The sequence below is a fragment of the Cognatundibacterium luofuense genome (genome assembly GCF_018139685.1).
Lineage (GTDB): Bacteria > Pseudomonadota > Gammaproteobacteria > Burkholderiales > Burkholderiaceae_D > Undibacterium > Undibacterium luofuense.
In genome coordinates this window covers 124,477-141,145 of sequence record NZ_JAGSPN010000010.1, presented here as the reverse complement: position 1 = coordinate 141,145, position 16,669 = coordinate 124,477, and the positions used below count along the sequence as shown (strand labels likewise).

Annotated in this window: 17 protein-coding genes; 10 read left to right on the top strand and 7 right to left on the bottom strand. The window is 54.0% G+C overall.

Going from position 1 to position 16,669, the window contains the following annotated elements; genetic code table 11:
• Positions 1 to 66: 66 nt before the first annotated feature.
• The 6 genes from KDM89_RS13910 (at position 67) to KDM89_RS13885 (ending at position 6,230) form a co-directional block, all read left to right on the top strand.
• Positions 67 to 2,136 carry a M13 family metallopeptidase gene (locus tag KDM89_RS13910; RefSeq protein WP_212688527.1) on the top strand — a complete coding sequence of 690 codons (2,070 nt, stop codon included), beginning with the start codon at positions 67 to 69 and terminating at the stop codon, positions 2,134 to 2,136.
• Positions 2,137 to 2,305: 169 nt separating this feature from the next.
• A complete protein-coding gene (locus KDM89_RS13905) occupies positions 2,306 to 2,860 on the top strand; it encodes an RNA polymerase sigma factor (RefSeq protein WP_212688526.1) in 555 nt (184 codons plus the stop codon).
• Positions 2,857 to 3,432: a hypothetical protein gene (locus tag KDM89_RS13900; protein ID WP_212688525.1), complete on the top strand. Its 576-nt coding sequence runs from the start codon at positions 2,857 to 2,859 to the stop codon at positions 3,430 to 3,432. The genes KDM89_RS13905 and KDM89_RS13900 overlap by 4 nt, the downstream gene beginning before the upstream one ends.
• A gap of 11 nt (positions 3,433 to 3,443) precedes the next feature.
• Entirely contained in the window at positions 3,444 to 4,832 is a 1,389-nt protein-coding gene (locus KDM89_RS13895) for a serine hydrolase (RefSeq protein ID WP_212688524.1), read from the top strand.
• 136 nt (positions 4,833 to 4,968) lie between these two features.
• A complete protein-coding gene (locus KDM89_RS13890) occupies positions 4,969 to 5,388 on the top strand; it encodes a hypothetical protein (protein ID WP_212688523.1) in 420 nt (139 codons plus the stop codon).
• Positions 5,389 to 5,390: 2 nt separating this feature from the next.
• Positions 5,391 to 6,230 carry a DUF2145 domain-containing protein gene (locus KDM89_RS13885; protein ID WP_212688522.1) on the top strand — a complete coding sequence of 280 codons (840 nt, stop codon included), beginning with the start codon at positions 5,391 to 5,393 and terminating at the stop codon, positions 6,228 to 6,230.
• A gap of 54 nt (positions 6,231 to 6,284) precedes the next feature.
• On the opposite strand, the gene KDM89_RS13880 is transcribed toward KDM89_RS13885, so the two are convergent.
• Together KDM89_RS13880 and KDM89_RS13875 are read right to left on the bottom strand one after the other, a co-directional pair.
• Positions 6,285 to 6,860 carry a flavodoxin family protein gene (locus tag KDM89_RS13880; protein ID WP_212688521.1) on the bottom strand — a complete coding sequence of 192 codons (576 nt, stop codon included), beginning with the start codon at positions 6,858 to 6,860 and terminating at the stop codon, positions 6,285 to 6,287.
• Positions 6,861 to 6,988: 128 nt separating this feature from the next.
• On the bottom strand, positions 6,989 to 7,696 hold the full coding sequence (locus tag KDM89_RS13875; protein ID WP_212688520.1) for a pirin family protein: 708 nt from the start codon (positions 7,694 to 7,696) through the stop codon (positions 6,989 to 6,991).
• Between the two features lie 106 nt (positions 7,697 to 7,802).
• Between KDM89_RS13875 and KDM89_RS13870 the strand changes: the two genes are divergently transcribed.
• Genes KDM89_RS13870 through KDM89_RS13860 form a run of 3 tightly spaced genes read left to right on the top strand, consistent with a single transcriptional unit; the run spans position 7,803 to position 10,071 of the window.
• Entirely contained in the window at positions 7,803 to 8,723 is a 921-nt protein-coding gene (locus KDM89_RS13870; protein WP_212688565.1) for a LysR substrate-binding domain-containing protein, read from the top strand.
• An 8-nt stretch (positions 8,724 to 8,731) separates the two neighbouring features.
• Entirely contained in the window at positions 8,732 to 9,625 is an 894-nt protein-coding gene (gluQRS, locus tag KDM89_RS13865) for a tRNA glutamyl-Q(34) synthetase GluQRS (RefSeq protein WP_212688519.1), read from the top strand.
• Positions 9,622 to 10,071: a hypothetical protein gene (locus KDM89_RS13860; RefSeq protein ID WP_212688518.1), complete on the top strand. Its 450-nt coding sequence runs from the start codon at positions 9,622 to 9,624 to the stop codon at positions 10,069 to 10,071. Before gluQRS ends, KDM89_RS13860 begins: the two co-directional genes overlap by 4 nt.
• Here KDM89_RS13860 and KDM89_RS13855 read toward each other — a convergent pair whose 3' ends face one another.
• The 5 genes from KDM89_RS13855 to KDM89_RS13835 form a co-directional block, all read right to left on the bottom strand.
• Complete coding sequence (locus KDM89_RS13855; protein WP_212688517.1) at positions 10,072 to 11,514, bottom strand: multicopper oxidase family protein; 1,443 nt, start codon at positions 11,512 to 11,514, stop codon at positions 10,072 to 10,074.
• A 14-nt stretch (positions 11,515 to 11,528) separates the two neighbouring features.
• Positions 11,529 to 12,872, bottom strand: a complete 1,344-nt coding sequence (locus tag KDM89_RS13850; RefSeq protein WP_212688516.1) for a TolC family protein — start codon at positions 12,870 to 12,872, stop codon at positions 11,529 to 11,531.
• Between the two features lie 86 nt (positions 12,873 to 12,958).
• Positions 12,959 to 13,366: a hypothetical protein gene (locus KDM89_RS13845; protein WP_212688515.1), complete on the bottom strand. Its 408-nt coding sequence runs from the start codon at positions 13,364 to 13,366 to the stop codon at positions 12,959 to 12,961.
• A 45-nt stretch (positions 13,367 to 13,411) separates the two neighbouring features.
• Positions 13,412 to 14,740, bottom strand: coding sequence for a GGDEF domain-containing protein (locus KDM89_RS13840; RefSeq protein ID WP_212688514.1), 1,329 nt, complete (start codon positions 14,738 to 14,740; stop codon positions 13,412 to 13,414).
• Entirely contained in the window at positions 14,737 to 15,855 is a 1,119-nt protein-coding gene (locus KDM89_RS13835) for an ABC transporter substrate-binding protein (RefSeq protein ID WP_329604671.1), read from the bottom strand. Before KDM89_RS13835 ends, KDM89_RS13840 begins: the two co-directional genes overlap by 4 nt.
• 485 nt (positions 15,856 to 16,340) lie before the next feature.
• Here KDM89_RS13835 and groES point away from each other — a divergent pair, with 485 nt between their 5' ends.
• Positions 16,341 to 16,631: a co-chaperone GroES gene (groES, locus tag KDM89_RS13830; protein ID WP_189357274.1), complete on the top strand. Its 291-nt coding sequence runs from the start codon at positions 16,341 to 16,343 to the stop codon at positions 16,629 to 16,631.
• Positions 16,632 to 16,669 lie beyond the last annotated feature (38 nt).

Below are 16,669 nucleotides of genomic sequence, written 5' to 3'. Positions count from 1 at the left end.
AAGCAGGCCGGAACTTCCGTTCCGGCCACGGGTCTATGCTGCTTTACGCAAGATAAAGCACATAACATGACCAACAAGCCTTTGCTGCTCAGCACCCTGTCCGCAGCACTGCTGACACTCTGGGCACCTGCCCTGCAAGCACAAACCACCACCTCTGCCAACCAGACCGTCGCGACAAGCGTTTCCGGCGTGGTACGCGACCAGATGGATGCCACCGTCCGTCCGCAGGACGATTTCTACCGTCACGCACAAGGCGGATGGCTGAAAGCGACTGAGATTCCCGCCGACCGCTCTGACTGGGGCGGCTTCATTCAGGCGCGCGAGCTGGTGCAGCAACAGTTAAAAGCCATCGTCGAAAAAGCCGCAACGGATGCTGCCAGCGCCAAAGGCAGCAATGCACAGAAAATCGGTGATCTGTACAACAGCTTTATGAATACCGGCAAGCTGGCTGAACTGGGTCTGCAACCACTGCAAGCCGATTTGAAAGCGATTGCCGGACTGAAAGACAAAAAGCAATTAGCCGCATTGTTTGCGCAAATGCAGCAAGCCGGTGTACGCACACCGTTCGCAGCAGCGGTAGAACAGGATGCGCGTCAGTCCAGCGCTTATCTGCTGGTGTTATCGCAGGCAGGTCTGGGATTGCCAAACCGTGACTACTATCTGAAGCAGGATGATGCACGTATGACGCAGGCACGCGCTGCCTATCTGCAATACGTGCAGACCTTGCTGTCTCAAAGCGGTGACAAAGCTGCAGAACAGCATGCAGCGCAAGTACTGGAACTGGAAACGGCAATTGCCAAAGCGCAATGGAGCAATGTGGAAAACCGCGATCCGGTCAAGGTGTACAACAAACTCTCCATTAATGAACTGCAAAAACTGACGCCATCCATTCAGTGGCAGACCTGGCTGAAAGCCCAACACGCCGGTGTTGCGATCAAAGAAGTGCAGGCCATGCAACCTTCTTATCTGCAGGGTTTGCAACAGATTATTGGCCAGTTCAGTACAGAAGTCTGGCAAGCCTATCTGACGACCCAGTTACTGGACGCTTATGCGCCGTATCTGACGGATGCTTACACAGATGCGCATTTCGCCTTCCGCGGCAAAGTGCTGTCCGGTATTGAGAAAAACCGCAGCCGTGAAAAACGCGGTGTCGAACTGACCGACCAGATGCTTGGCGAAGCCGTCGGCAAGCTGTATGTGGAAAATCATTTCCCGGCCGAACGGAAAGCCCGCGTCCGCAAAATGGTGGACTACTTCCTGAAAGCCTTTGATCAGAGCATCGATACGCTGGACTGGATGAGTGAAGAAACCAAAAAGCAAGCCAAAATCAAGCTCTCTAAAATCAGCGTCAAAGTCGGCTACCCGGATCAGTGGCGCGATTACAGTTCACTGCAGATGAAGGCTGACGATCTGATCGGCAATATCCGCCGTATTCGTGCGGCAGATCATGCACGTGAAATTGCGCATCTTGGCAAGCCGGTTGACCGCAGTGTGTGGCATATGACGCCACAAACTGTAAATGCCTACTACAGCCCGGAAATGAATGAAATCGTGTTCCCGGCAGCACGCCTGCAGGCACCGCTGGTTAATCCGCAAGCCGATGATGCATTCAACTATGGTGCGCTCGGTATTTCGATTGGCCATGAAATCAGCCACGCATTTGATGACTCCGGTTCGCAATATGACGGCGATGGTAATCTGCGTAACTGGTGGACTGAGCAGGACCGTCAGAAATTTGAACAACGCACCGGCATTCTGGTGGAGCAATACAACAAATACAGTCCGGTTGCCGGGTATTTCCTGAATGGCAAACTGACTCTGGGTGAAAATATTGCCGACAATGCCGGCCTGGTCATGGCAATCAAAGCCTATCATTTGTCGCTGGAGGGAAAACCTGCTCCGGTGATCGACGGTTACAGTGCGGAACAACGTCTGTTCTTCGGTCTGGCGCAGGCACGTCGCTTCAAAGCGCGCGAATCACGCGCCATTATGCTGGTCAAAACTGATCCGCACTCTCCGGGCGAATTCCGCGTCAATGGCAGCCTGCGTAACACACCGGAATTCTATTCCGCGTTCGATGTGAAGCCGGGCGACAATATGTATCTGCCTCCGGAACAGCGTGTCAAACTCTGGTAACTTCTGACCGGATCAGGTAAGACCCGAACAGCTGAATCCCTCATCCGGATTCAGCTGTTTTGTTTTGTGCACTTTGTTTGAAAAAAAATTTGCGTCACGGTGTAAGAAAGTTCCGCAGCCACTGACTATCTCTGTACACACAACATCACATGACAACAAATTTCAAAACATGCTGAGACTATTTCATAAAAAAACGCACAGCAGCGATCAGTTACAGGAACAACGTTATCTGGCTGCAATCCAGGAATTCGGTCCGAGTATTGCGCGCTTCACTGCCGGTTATGAGCGTGATACCGCACGTCAGCAGGAATTGCTTCAGGAAGTACATCTGGCTTTGTGGCAGAGCTTTGCCGGATTTCAGGAACAGTGTTCCGTGCGCACCTGGGTGTACCGGGTTGCGCATAACGTCGGCGTCAGTCACGTACAGAAAAGTCTGCGCACGACAGAGCAGAATTATGTACCGCTGGAAGATGCAGAAGATCTTATCTGCGAACACAGTGATATGGAAAACACCGACAGACAGCTGGATTTGCAGCGCTTGTTTCGTCTGATTTATCAGATGGGGCCGCCAGACCGTGAAGTGATGCTGATGTATCTGGAAGGCATCGATGCCGCCAGCATTGCTGACGTCACCGGCCTATCGGCACGCAATGTCGCTACCAAAATTCACCGTATCAAATCTTTATTAAGCAGCCGCTTGCAGGCAAAAGGAGTTGCAGCATGAGTCACGATGATATTCAGTCTTTATGGCATACCCAGCCAGTGCCTGAATTGCACTGGACCGTGGATGATCTGAGAAAAAAAGCGCGCGGACTAGAACGCAGTGTGCTGTTCCGAAACCTGATCGAATATGCCGCCTGCGTGCTGGTGATCGCTGTATTTACCGGTTACTGGTTCAGCTTCGCAACACCGCTGATGCGCACTGGCAGCGTACTGATCATTCTGGGAACATGCGTCGTTGCCTGGCAGTTGCACCGCCGTGCATCGGCAACGACATTGCCGCAGCAACTAGCGCAGCAAGGCTGCAGTCATTTTTATCGTCAGCAGTTAGTGCGGCAGCGTGATGCATTACGTGCAGTCTGGTTATGGTATCTGGGCCCGATGATTCCCGGTACTGTGGTGTTTCGCTGGGGTGTGGAAACAGAACTCGGCACCGGCGCACCGTTTGCCCGTGGCTTGCTCGCTAACTTAGCGATTGCCGTGATTTTTGCATTGGTTTTGCTTGCCAACTGGCTGGCAGCACACCGTGTGCAAAAAGAAATTCATCGTCTCGATCAACATTCTGTATCTGAATAAGGAAGGCTGCTATGTATCGTGCTCACCATTTATCACTGCTGAAATCCACAGTAGCAGCAGCCTGCATCTCGGCAATCAGTTGTTTTGCGTATGCTGAAACGTCTGACGCAGCAACTCCGCAAACACTGCTGCATGACAAAGTTCAACAGCTGATCAGCCAGAAAGTGGAAGACGGAGAATTTGCCAGCGTCATCATCGGGGTTAGCGATGGTCAGCGTCATCAGTTTGCCGGCTTCAGTGCCAAAGGCCAGCCTGTACCGGACAAAAACAGCATTTACGAAATCGGATCACTGACAAAAACCATGACGGCCCTGATACTGGCAAAGCAAATACAGCAGGGCCGGATACAAGCTGCACAGCCAGTGGCGGAGCTTGCGCCTGACTGTATGCCAACGGCTTCCGCCGGACTCAGCATCAGCTGGCTGGACCTCGCAACCCATACATCCGGTCTGCCCCGTCTGCCAGAAAATTTGCAGCCGAAAAACATGGCCAACCCCTATGCCGACTATACGCAGAAAGATCTTAATTCGTATATTCAAACGATAAAAAATCTTCCCGGAAAAGGTAAATACGCTTATTCAAATCTTGGCTACGGCATGCTTGGTTGTGCGCTTGCTACTGTTTCAGGAAAGCCGTTTGAGCAAATGATTCGTGAAGAAATCAGCAAGCCGTTTGGCATGCCTTCAACAGGAATACAACTCAGTACTGAGATGCAAAAACGCTTGCAGGGCGGACACGATGCCAGTGGTAAGCCGGTTTCAGGCTGGGATTTTGACGCGATGGCGGCCGCCGGAGCGGTACGATCTGATGCAGCAGATATGCTGCGCTATCTGGATACACTGATGGCTGCAGCGCGCACTGATCAGGCATCAGCAGAAAAGCTGGTGCAGACTGCACAACGCGATACCTCCACGCCAAAAACGCGGATCGCATTCGGTTGGCATCTGAGCAATATGTATGGCAGGGATATGGTCTGGCATAACGGTATGACCGGGGGCTACGCGAGCTTCGCCGCGTTCAGTGCAGACGGAAAACTGGGTGTGATTGTTCTGACCAATACCGCACGTTCGCCGGAAGCTCTCGGTATTGCCGCCCTGTTTCCGCAACAGTTGCCGGAACACAAGGCTGTACATTTGTCTGCGGAAGCCTTGCAACAATTCAGCGGTCGTTATGCACTGACCCCGGCTTTCATTATCACGGTTACACCCGGCAACAATAGCCTGACGATACAGGCGAGCGGTCAGCCTGCATTCCGCGCTGCGGTCATCGCTGAAGACAGTTTTGAAATCCCAGAAGTTGGCGCTGTCATTACCTTTCAGCGTGATGCTGACGGACGTATCAGCCAACTGACTCTGCAGCAAAATGGTCAGCGTATTCCCGGCAAGAAACTGGCCGACTGAAAAGCAGCGAAAAAGTCGCCTGACAGTAGCCTTTTCAGGCGCTTACCGGATACGCGGTGCGGATCACAAAACACTGTGCTACAACGAAAGCTCAGCCATGTGATCCGCCGGATGACATGCATCACAGGAGTTTTTCATGGTCTTTTCTGTTCGCATCGTTTCCGTCATCACCGCCATCGCCCTCAGTACATCTGCCGTGGCAGCCGACCGCTTATCTGAAGCCTCAGGGCAGTCATCGCAGGCAGCTTCCTTTGGTACAGCTCTGGTGGTCGCCGGCAGCCTGACTATGGTGAAAGCCTCCGGCTATCTGGTGGTACAAACTGCGCAAAAGACCGGTGACAGTGTGGTTGTGGTCGCCAAAGCTTCAGGCGATGCTGCCAGCGTAACGCTGAAGTTATCCGGCAACGTGATCAAAGAAGCCACCATCACCAGCGGCACCATTATCGAAGTAACTGTGGTCGCTTCCGGCTATCTGCTGGTGGTTTCGGGTGAAGCACTGGCATTTATTCCTAATGAAGCCGGTCAGGCCTTACTGCATCATCGCCGGGTACAGTAATCATGTCTGTCCGCCCTGCCCTGCCGGAAACCGGCCCGCGTTTTTTCCGGCTGATCACCTTTCTGATTTGTCTGCTGCTGTGCTGGCAAATACGACCAGCCCATGCCGGTACTGCGTGCGATGATGCACCGCCGGATGCACGCAAAATCATGCAAGCCATGAATTTCGCACTGAAAGTGCAGGACGCGCTGAATGACAGCGGCGCTGAACTCGCCATCATTGCCCGCGCCGGTCAGGATCTGAGTCAGTACCATCTGGTGTATTCCCATCTCGGCGTGATTCGCAAAATGCCGGACGGGCGCTGGTTTGTGCTGCATGAACTGAACCAGTGCGGCAGCGCAAGTTCTGCTTTATTTGAAGAAGGACTGGGTAATTTTTTTCTGGATGATATGTTCCGATTCCGCAGCCTGATCCTGATTCCGCCACCGACTCTGCAACAGGCCATGCTGGCGAAAATCAGCGACGGTACTGCACTGTCTTTACATGAGCCTCAATACAATATGCTGTCGTATGCATTCAGCACCCACTACCAGAATTCAAATCAGTGGGGTCTGGAGTTGCTGGCGACAGCAGCCGATCCGCGTGTACACAAACGCAGCGAAGCCCAGCGCTGGCTGAAAGCCATGCAATACAAACCGGATGTGATTGATGTACCCGCCATGACACGACTGGGTGCAAGGATGTTCCGCGCAAATATCCGCTTTGATGATCATCCTTTCGGGGATCGTATGGCAGGAAAAATTGCGACAGTGACCGTGGAATCAGTACAGCAATTTATGTGGGAACATGCACTGACCGACAATACACTGGAAATAGACGGCGGCATGCCGGAGAGCAAATAAAGAAAAAACCGGCAGGCCTCACGGCGTGCCGGTTTTGATTTACAGCGATGCGGCTCAGGCTGGCAGCAAACGTGCTGCTGTTTCTGCGATGCGCTGACCAAACAGTTTTGCCGTTTCCAGATCACCCGGCAGCGGGCCTTCTTCCGGTGTGGAATCGGAAGGAGATACGGTCATCAGGCCAGCGGATGCGCCGATGTAGTTGATGTCGTTACGCTGCGCTGCTTTGCTGTTGGATGGCAGCAAACCTGTGCCTACCCACAACATGCCGTGTTGCTGTGCCAGCGTGAACAGGTAATTGATGGTGGAAGCTTTATCGCCATTCATGGTTGCCGAATTGGTGAAGCCTGCTGCCAGTTTGTTTTTCCAGCCTTGTGTGAACCAGATACGGGAAGTGGCATCGGCAAATTTCTTAAACTGCCAGGAAGCCATGCCCATGTAGGTCGGACTGCCGAACACGATGGCGTCAGCGGTATTCAGGGTGGCCCATTGGTCGTCGGTCAGTGTGCCTTCGGCGCTGATAGCGACCAGATGCGCTTCGGCCTGACCTGCAATCACGCCTGCCTGTACGGCTTCAGCAGCTTTTACAGTGTGACCATAACCCGAGTGAAATACGATAGCGACTTTTTTCATGATGGATTCCTTTTACAATATTCAATAAGAAATGACATACGTCTGATACATCTGATCGGTCCGGTATGTCTGAGCGGCAATGTGTTGCCGCACGGGTTACAAAACATTCACTGCGGAACTGCGACCGCTCAGCCCAGACGCGGCAAATCAAACACCAGAACTTCTGCCTGCTGACCACTGCTGATGTCCAGCAGATCTTCTTCCGCCAGCATCAGCGCATCACCTTCTTTCATACTGACGCCGTTCACTTCCAGCGCACCGCGTGCCAGATGCACATAAGTCAGACGATCTGCCTGCAGCGGCAATTGCTGGCTTTGCGCACCGTCGAACATACCGATCAGCAAACGGGCATTCTGACGAATCGCAATCGAACCATCCTGACCATCCGGCGATGCCACCAGCGCCAGCTTGCCGTCTTTGCTTTCCTGGCTGAACGCTTTTTCGTCGTAGCGCGGTGCAACGCCGGTCACATCCGGTTGTATCCAGATTTGCAGCAGGCGGGTTGCCTGTCTGGTATCCGGATTGAATTCCGAGTGACGCACGCCGGTGCCGGCGCTCATGTACTGCACATTGCCCGGCAGAATCGTGCTGCCATTGCCCATGCTGTCTTTGTGCGCAATCGCACCATCCAGCACATAGGTGATGATTTCCATGTTCTGATGCGGATGGGTACCAAAACCCATGCCCGGCGCGATCCAGTCATCGTTAATCACCCGCAGCGGGCCAAAGCCCATGAAACGCGGATCGTAGTACTCCGCAAACGAAAAACTATGGAAGGATTTCAGCCAGCCATGTTCGGCGTAACCACGGTCCTGCGCTAATCGGATTGCTTTCATACGTCACCTGTTCAAAAAAATTGATTGCTGAGATGCACTATAGCTCTTGTCGTCCACGGAGTTGAGGGGTAAATTTGCACGAAATCATTCAAATTTTTTGAACTCTATGAATCTGACGCTGGAATCCCTGCAGATTGTGGACGCCATTGCCCGTAAAGGCAGCTTCGCAGCCGCCGCCGAAGCACTGGATAAAGTGCCTTCCGCCATCACTTACAGCGTGCGCAAGCTGGAAGATGATCTGGATGTACTGCTGTTTGACCGGCGCGGGCATAAAGCACGGCTGACCGAAGCGGGCGAAGAATTGCTGCTGCAGGGCAGGCACTTGCTGCAAGCCGCGCAACAACTGGAAAATCAGGTGCGGCGCACCGCCAAAGGCTGGGAAGCCGAATTCCGTATCGTGATCGACGGCATCATCCGCTTTGAAGACCTGATTCCGCTGATCCGTGAATTTGAACAGCAGGAATGCGGTACCCGCCTGCGGATTTCGCAGGAAGTGCTGTCCGGCGTCTGGGAAGCTATGGCGTCGGGTCGTGCTGATCTGGCGATTGGCGCTGCCTACGACGGGCCGGAAACCATACGCATGCAGGGTGAATTTCAGACCAGATTACTGGGCGATATCGACTGGGTATTTGCCGTTGCGCCCGGACATCCGCTGGCGGCGATCCCTGATCCCTTACCTGCCAGCGTGATTCAGGCGCACCGTGCAATTGCCGTCGGCGACACCGGTCGCGAGCTGCCGTCGATGACCGCGGGCTTGTTCAGCGGACAGGATGTGCTGACGGTGCCGACGCTGGAGGCTAAGCTGGCAGCGCAACTGGCAGGGCTCGGATGCGGTCATTTACCGCGCAGGCTGGCGATGCCGCATCTGCAAAACCGGAGCCTGATCGAAAAACAAACCGTCAACAGCAAACCCACAGGCAGCAACCGCTTAGTCTGGCGCAGCAGCCACCGGGGTAAAGCTCTGCGCTGGTTTGTCGATAAACTGAGTGATCCGGCAGTGCAACACCATTTGCTGGGCTATCAATAAGAAACAACATGACTGTTACTGCTTACACCGGCCGGTTTGCGCCCTCGCCTACCGGCCCTTTACACATGGGATCACTGGTCGCGGCGATGGCCAGTTATCTGGATGCGCGCGCGCATCACGGACACTGGTTAGTCCGTATCGAAGATCTGGATTTCGACCGCAATGTCGCAGGCGCCGATCACGCCATTCTGCAAACCCTGCAGCGCTGCGGCATGCACTGGGATGGCGACGTCGTCTGGCAAAGTCAGCGTCAGCCTTTGTACGAAGCCGCTTTACAGCAACTGGGGACGCTGGTGTATCCGTGCGGCTGTTCGCGTCGTGAAATTGCCGATTCGCGTCTGCGGCTTGGTGACAGCGCCAGCCTTGTGTATCCGGGCACTTGCCGCAACGGTCTGGCAACAGGCCGCAGTCCGCGCGCATGGCGCTTACGGGTGCCGGATGGCGAAGCAGCAATCAGGCATTTCACCGATCGCCTGCTCGGCCCTTTGCAGCAGGATTTGTCCGCTGAAGTCGGCGACTTTGTATTAAAACGTGCCGATGGTTTCTGGGCTTATCAACTGGCGGTGGTGGTAGACGACGGTGCTCAGAACATCACTCACATTGTGCGCGGCGCAGACCTGACCGATTCCACAGCCAGACAGTTGTATCTGCAGGAATGTCTGGCGCTGCCGACACCGCAGTATCTGCACGTTCCTGTGGTGAATAATCCGGGTGGTGAAAAATTATCCAAACAAACCGGTGCAATCGCGTTTGACCGCGGCGATAATGATTTGTTACCGGAAGCACTGATGCCGGCTGCCGGCTTTCTGGGTTTATCACTACCGTCCGGCATCCTCACAACCGAACAATTCTGGCAAGCCGCCACAGCTGCATGGGCAGCACAATATCTGGGGAAATTATGAATCTGCGATGGGTAAAACGCATCAGCCTGACAGTCGGCTTTCTGCTGTTAGTCGTACACGGCATTCCGTGGAGCCTGTATCAGTTCGGGCTGAGCAGCTTCAGCAAAATGCCGGACAAACCGGCCAGACTGATTTCTATCCGCGACCAGCAGGCGCTGTGGGATAAAGCCGGTTTTCAGGGCGCACCGCAAGACCAGAAACTGAATCCGGTCAGCTATATTCTGACCGCGGATCAAATGCCGGAACCAATGACGCTGTTCGCAGGACGCATTGCAGCTCACCACTTCCGGCAAAGCGGTTCCGCTATTAATCCGGCTGCGCGCCAGCTCGCCGTCAGTGCCCTGACGATCTGGCTGACGCGCAACTGGAGTACAACAGAAATTCTCAGCAGTGTGGCGGAACTGGAAGCGATGCTGCCGCCGCCGGAACCGCCCGCGGTACGCTGATCAGTGCTGATGCTGACGCGGCTTCACTACTTTCAGTGCCGCGTCTTCACTGGCTTTTTCCGGCATGGCGTGTCCCTGATGTCCGCTGTGCACATCCGCAGCTTTACCTGCATCCGTCATGGATTTCTGGCGCAGCGATTCCGGTAAAGGCCCTTCATACAAACGCGCCCGCGTGTGCTCCGGCGCTTGATACCAGCCGGGATCGGTGTAATCACCCGGTTTCTGATCTTTGCGCACTTTCAGCACGGTAAACATGCCGCCCATCTCCAGCGAACCGAAAGGCCCTTCGCCGCTCATCATCGGCAGAGTGTTCTCAGGCAGCGGCATTTCCATCATCCCCATTTCCGCCATACCGTTGCTGCCCATCGCCATATAACCCGGAATCAGCTGATGGATTTTTCTGGCGACTGCGCGCTGATCAACACCGATCATGGTCGGCAGATTATGTCCCATTGCATTCATGGTGTGATGGCTTTTATGGCAGTGGAAAGCCCAGTCGCCCAATTCATCCGCAACGAATTCAATCTGACGCATTTGTCCGACACCGACATCGGTGGTGACTTCAGGCCAGCGCGCTGTTTTCGGCACCGGGCCACCATCGGTGCCAGTCACCGTAAATTCGTGACCATGAATATGAATCGGGTGATTGGTCATGGTCAGATTACCGACCCGGATACGCACTTTATCGCCCTGCCGTACAGGCAGACTGTCGATACCCGGAAACACGCGGCTGTTCCATGACCAGAGATTAAAATCGTTCATGGTCATGATATTCGGCACCGAAGCGCCAGGCTCCACATCATAGGCATTGATCAGAAAGATGAAGTCGCGGTCCACCTGATCAATCTGCGGATGCGGATGTTTAGGATGTGTCACCCATGCGCCCATCATCCCCATCGCCATTTGGGTCATTTCATCGGCATGCGGATGGTACATAAACGTCCCCGGACGCCGCGCGGTGAATTCATATACAAAGGTTTTTCCCGGCGGAATCGGTGGCTGCGTCAGACCGGAAACGCCATCCATACCATTCGGCAAACGCTGACCATGCCAGTGCATACTGGTGTGTTCCGGCAAACGGTTGGTCACAAAAATCCTGACCTGATCGCCTTCCACGACTTCGATCGTCGGCCCCGGACTTTGTCCGTTATACCCCCATAACTGCACGGTCATGCCCGGCGCAAATTCACGCATGACCGGTTCTGCAATCAGATGGAACTCTTTAACACCTTTGTTCATGCGCCACGGTAAAGTCCAGCCATTCAGCGTGACTACAGGGCGGTACGGGCGGCCGTCCGGCGGCAGATACGGTGCGGCGGTTTCGGGGCCGGAGCGTATCACCGGCTCCGGCAATCCGGCCATGGCAACACGGCTGACAACAGCGCTGGCGACGGCTGCACCGGTCAGACCGGCCAGTTTAAAAAATTGTCTACGTTGATTCATGCTGTTCTCCGTATTCAGTGGCTGGCTTCGGCAGCAGCACTGCCGGTATTGCGGTTAAGCGGACTGATGCTGACATTCAGCGGTGCACCGGTCAGGCTGGCTTGCAGCGCGGCATCGGCGCGCCAGAAATTTGCCAGCGCATCAATCGCTGCAGTCACCATCATCCTTTGTTCACGGGCATCCGCCAGCAGCTCAAATACAGAGATTTGCATTGCGTTATAACGCAGCAACATTTCATCTGAGATTTTGCGGCGCGCAGGAATCAGATCATCACGGTACTGACGCGCGGCATCAAAACTTTGTAAATATGCGGCATAGGTCACGCGTTGCTCCGATGCCGCCTGCAGTGTCACCGCCAGCGCTTGCTGGCGCGCAGCTTCCACACCGGACTGAGCTGCCTGACGTTGTAATGCACCGCCATCCCACAAGGGCAGCGCAATCTCCACTTCCCAGCCCTGACTATCACCGCGCTTTGCGCGCAAACCAATATCCGCGATACTTTCCACGCGGCTGAGTCCTGCCTGCAAGCGCGCCGTCTGCCAGCGCTCCTGTGCCAGACGCACATCCAGACGCTGAGGACGCTGCGGGCTGTTCAGTTGCGCGTCGGTCATCGCCTGCTGCGGCAAATCCGGCAAACGTTCCGGTAAAGGAAAGGCTTTGGCGCTTTCAGCATCCAGTCCCATTGCCTGCCACAATGCTTCCCGCGTTGCCAGCGCACGCTGCTCTGCCTGCGTCCGCAGCAAACGAGCTTCCCCCGCTCCCTGCTGGTAGCGCAGGGTTTTCAGCGCATTCAGATTACCTCTGGCTTTCATCGCTGTCGCCAGTTCACCGGCAGCAGCGGCAGCCTGTTCCACCTGCTGCGCGTAATGCCATTGTTCCTGTGCAGCCACGGCATCGACCCACGCAAGCCGTGCAGCCGCAATGCGCTGTGTCAATTCGCTGGTCAGTTGTAATCTGGCCTGCAACTGCAACGCCTGTTCCTGCTGGCGTCGCTGCGGCCATAAAATCAGCTCCCACAAGCCCAGACTGATACTGCGCACAATTTCCAGTTCAGGTGCATGCACACGTTCAAAGCCGAATACCGGCACCGGCAATGACGCCGCTTTAGCGCGCAGCGCAGCGCCGGACTGAGCATCTGCAAACATGGCACGAATGGCCGGATGCTGTTGCAGTGCGATTTGTACTGCATCGCTTTGTTGCAGCGTTTCACCGGGTACTAAGCGCAAAATGGAGCCGGTTTCAGCCGCACTGCGGTGCGTCGTTACCGGCAGATAAGCCGCATCGGTCAGCGGCGCAGATGGCATACCGGTACAGCCGCTGAGTAAGAGCAGGCTGCCGGTCAGTAAGATCAGTTTCATCAGAAGATATTCCTGTACAAGCGTGACATTACCTTTGCAGGTAAGCACGAATTAATCACGGTAAAAAAGACGGCCAGTGCCGGTGATCAGCTTTGCCGTGGTGGCGGTACAGGAACGGAAGGTGTGACTGAACGCGGCAGTTCAGCAACCGGAAAAACAGCCACGCCGGAAGCCGGTTGCGGCAATGTCAGAGAAGGAGGATTCAGAAATGCAAGCGCAGTACAGCATGGCGATAGCTGATGACAGCCCCCGGTTTTGGCATGTGCTTTTACGGGAGACAGTTTTGTTTTGACCTTGTGGTCTGTCGCGTTTGTAGTCTGCATTTCATCACAGTGATGTGCAGCCATGCCTGTCATATCAGGCGCTGCCGGAATCACCGCAACATCAGATGCTGACACCGGCAGACAACTGGCATGTGCGAATGCAAACAGGCTTTGCAAAGGCAAAACCAGCATCAGCAAACACAGCAATAATCGACGGGACACATTCAGCATGGGCGTCACCTTAGCACATTTTGCGATTGCCCCCTACAAGGCAAATCAACGCTCCGTACCACCGCGGCTGTTTTGCCAGCCATCTACCTGCGGTGCATGAACCTGAAATACCGGAGCGGCTGAACGGCGCTGCACAACCGGGCGTACCTGATTACGGCCATTTTGCTTTGCTTCATACAAACAAAGGTCAGCGCGCTTCATCAGTGTATCCACACTGTCCTGACTATCCATGACAGCGACACCGAAACTGGACGTGACGCTGAAATGGCGACCATCTTCCAGAAAGAACTGCAAGTCGCTTTCTACTTTTTTGCGGATAAGCTCTGCACGTTCCATCGCTGCGTTCAGATCTGTCTCCGGCAAAACAATCACGAATTCTTCCCCGCCGTAACGCGTCAGCCAGTCGCGGTCTGCATACAGACTCTGTCTGACCAGTCCGGCAAAGGTAATCAGTACACGGTCACCAATCGCATGACCATAGGTGTCATTGACCTGTTTAAAAAAATCAATATCGCAAAAAATCACTGATACCGGACGACCATGACGCAATGCGCGTGTCAGTTCTGCCGGCATCTGCTCATTAAAATACTGACGGTTAAACACCTGAGTCAGCGCATCCGTATTCGACAAGGTTTTCAGCGTAGCCAGCGCTTTTTCCAATTGCTGCGTGCGCTCCATTACCAGCTGATCCTGATCGCGGATATGCCGCTGCAGACTGTTTTGCATTTCACGAAAACCATCGACGACCAGATCAATCTCGTTGTAACCGTGCCGCTTACGGCGATGCAGGCTGAACACTGCGCCCAGCTGATTGGCTTCCAGCTTACGCACATAGGCTGCCAGCTCATGCAGTGGCTGCTCCAGATCACGCTTGAGAATTTTTGCCACGGCAAACAATAACACCAGCCCCAGCACAAGAATTTCCAGCACGGCGATAATCAGATTACGGATCAGCTCAGAACGCAGGCTGCTTTTATCGAGTACCAGTTCCAGCGTACCGACGCTGCCATTGCTGGCCATCGGCGCGGGAATATCCATACGCAGGGTCTGGCTCTGTGACAGCTTATCTTTGCTGCCTTGCGTAAATACTTTACCTGTACTGGTGTAAATCGCCACCCAGGCAACATCCGGACTGTTCAGTAACAATCCCATTTGTTTTTCGATGGTTTGCGGCTCGATGTCCCAGATAGCTACGGACAACAGCGGCAAATGGGTTTCGGCGACGCTACGCACGGCGGTTTCGAATTTTTCTTCGCCCGCGCGATAATTCAGCCAGCCCTGCAGCGTGCTGAACAGCACCACACAAAGAATGACCCATTTAAATAATTGTCTTAACAATACCGATGCGATGGGTTCCTGCACAAATCGCGTCATGTGCGCCCCCTGCCCGGAGAAAGAATCTGACGAAAACTGAACTGATACTGGCGTACAGCCGGGTTCAGCACTTTGCTGAAACGCCGGAAATCCACCCTGTGAAAGTCCAGATCACCGTACTGACTCTGAAAGCGTTTTGCATCATCTGCTGAGAACAGGATGAACATAGAGCGTTCAAGCTCCAGACCCTCATCGGCAAAATCGTGTCCGTTATGGTAGTCATACAGCATGACCAGCGCATAGGCTCCGGCAATAAAATGGCCTCCGGCAAGCGCAGCGAGGCTGCCGGTGCGAAGTTTGGTGATGGCTTCTTCGGATGTATTAATGCCGCTGAATACCGCATCACTGCCGGGTTTTCCGCCGCGCTCAGCCCAGCTCTCCATTGCACCGAAGGCCATCAGATCATTTCCGGCCCATACAACCCTGACCTGTGGATAGCGCTGGTACAGCCAGTCACTTTGTTCGCGCGCCTTGGCACGGTTCCACTCCCCATAAACCTGCTGCTCCAGCACCACATCACTTTGCTCAGTAACAGCGCGCAGCATGCCCTGATTCCTTTTCAGCGATGTGGTGGTTGAGCGGTCACCGGCAATCGCAATCATGTGCAGTTTATGGTCACTGCCAGCGAGGCCTTGCGCACGCGCCTTTGCAATCATCGCAGAAGCGGTCAGGTAACCGGCCTCTTCAGAATTCGGTTCAAGGACACCGATCCAGTTTTTGTATACCTTACGCGGTGCCTGTACTTTCTGGCGGTCTCGCGGATCGGTAATGCCGCTGTAGGCAAAAAAAGTACGGATTCCGGTGCCCTCCAGCAGGCGGAGCACCTCGGGGCCGACGCCGTAATCGTTACTGAGAATCAAATAATCGGGACGCTGATGACGCGGACGTTCCGCCAGCTGGCGCGCAAAACGCAGCGCATTCAGGTGGTTACGTTCGGCATAGATCACTTCCAGCTGAATGCCAAGATCACCAGCTGCAGCTTCCATACTGCGGGCTGCCGTCAGCCAGAAAATTTCATCTTTTTTCCCGGGGTTGATGAATACCACTGACATAGCAAGGCACCATGCTGGCATCAGCGCCAGACACAAAAAGATTCCCTTGCACAATCGTTTCACCACCGTCTCCTGCCTTACCGTATCGCCTGAGAGCATTCGCACTCACCTGCCGTTACAATTACTATCCGCACCAGATCAATGCAAATAGCTTTCTGATATGCACTATTTTCGTACATTTTCAGCGAATTGCGCTCACTCGTGACAATAACTCACATTCTCTGGCAACGACCTCCGAACCGCTGAATCCGTTTTTTCCGATGGCTAATTTAAACCGCTGACAGGCTGCCGGGCCAACAAACATCTAAGCGGAACAGCAATACCACTTACAAAAAAACAGGCCATTTACACCGACTGGTAAAGCCGTTTTTCCTGCACTGCCGAACGAAATAAGGAAGTAAGTGCAAATTTCCTGCTTTTTTCTTCCTTGAAATGCCCATAGGTCGCCCATATAATTAGCACTCGTTGGGATAGAGTGCTAACAATGGCTTTCTCCCCAGCCCTAAAAATCAATTTCTGGTAATGACTCGTTAATTAAAGGAGCTCGTATGAACCTTCGTCCCCTGCACGATCGTCTGATCGTTAAACGTCTGGATCAAGAAACAAAAACCGCTTCCGGTATCGTTCTGCCTGACGCTGCAGCTGAAAAACCAGACCAAGGTGAAGTATTGGCCGTTGGCGCAGGTAAACAGCTGGATAACGGTTCCGTTCGCGCGCTGGAAGTAAAAGTCGGCGACCGCGTACTGTTCGGCAAATACTCTGGTCAGGCAGTCAAAATGGATGGTCAGGAATATCTGGTAATGCGTGAAGAAGACATCTTCGCGATCATTCAGAAGTAATCCCGCGCTTCCCGTACTGAATTAATCCGAATTATTCT